This window comes from Vibrio sp. 811, from assembly GCF_033339195.1.
Genome location: NZ_JAWOUB010000121.1, coordinates 1 through 1,046 on the forward strand (window position 1 = coordinate 1; position 1,046 = coordinate 1,046).

The following is a 1,046-nucleotide window of genomic DNA, read 5'->3' on the forward strand; positions in this document are numbered from 1 at the left end:
TTAAGCTTGAAGGCGCGTTACGTCTCTAATCTTTGGACTGAAATTATATGGAGTTGGCAATAGCACTTTTGTTGAAATCAGTACTAGACAAAAACCAATCTAACTTTTGAGACAATCGCACTACCTCTCCTACGACAATCAAAGATGGCGCCTGAGCTTCCTTCGATAAATCAGATAGTTGGGAAAGTTCTCCCGTAAAAACTTTTTGCTGAATTTGCGTACCGCGCTCGATAATAGCAATCGGAGTTGAAGCCGCTCTTCCGTGCTGAATGAGCTGATTCTGAATATAGTGTGATTTCATGAGTCCCATGTAGATCACTAAAGTCTGATTACCACGAGCCAGTGTTGACCAATCCATCTCATCACTTTCTTCTTTCAAGTGACCAGTAACAAAAATGGCCGATTGAGCATAATCACGGTGCGTCAACGGAATGCCAGCATATGCTGTTGCTCCTGCTGCGGCAGTAATACCAGGCACCACTTGAAAACGAATGCCAGCATCAGCCAACACTTCTAGCTCTTCTCCACCACGACCAAATACGAAAGGATCACCGCCTTTTACTCGTACTACTCGGTAGCCTTGCTTAGCAAAATCAACCAAAAGTTGATTTGTCTTTTCTTGCGGTACACTGTGGTGCCCTGCACGCTTGCCAACACAAACTAAAATCGTATCGCTTGGGATCAGCGCCATGATCTCTTCAGACACCAAATAGTCGTACAAGACCACATCCGCCTGCTGTAAACAGTTCAGTGCTTTAATGGTGAGAAGTTCAGGGTCGCCAGGGCCAGCACCAACCAATGCCACTTCGCCTGGTTTGAGTGACTGCTTTGCAAAACGAGTGACGCCAGACACTTGGTTGTCAGAAACCAATCTCGGCTTTTGTACAGGTAAAGGAGTGACTGAATCGTTCGTTGCCATGTGCTTGCTCATCGTCCATTGATATTGTGATGCAGGCATTATGGCGGGGTGTTTTTATTACCTGAAATTCTAAAATTTCATTTTTTATTCAAAAATCTGCTAAGAAGTTTTTGTTTGGTCTCATTCA

1 protein-coding gene is annotated in these 1,046 nt (G+C 44.3%); it reads right to left on the reverse strand.

Annotated elements, in window-relative coordinates; translation table 11 throughout:
• Positions 1-43: 43 nt before the first annotated feature.
• Positions 44-919 carry a uroporphyrinogen-III C-methyltransferase gene (cobA, locus tag R7Q46_RS25250; RefSeq protein ID WP_005479657.1) on the reverse strand — a complete coding sequence of 292 codons (876 nt, stop codon included), beginning with the start codon at positions 917-919 and terminating at the stop codon, positions 44-46.
• Positions 920-1,046 lie beyond the last annotated feature (127 nt).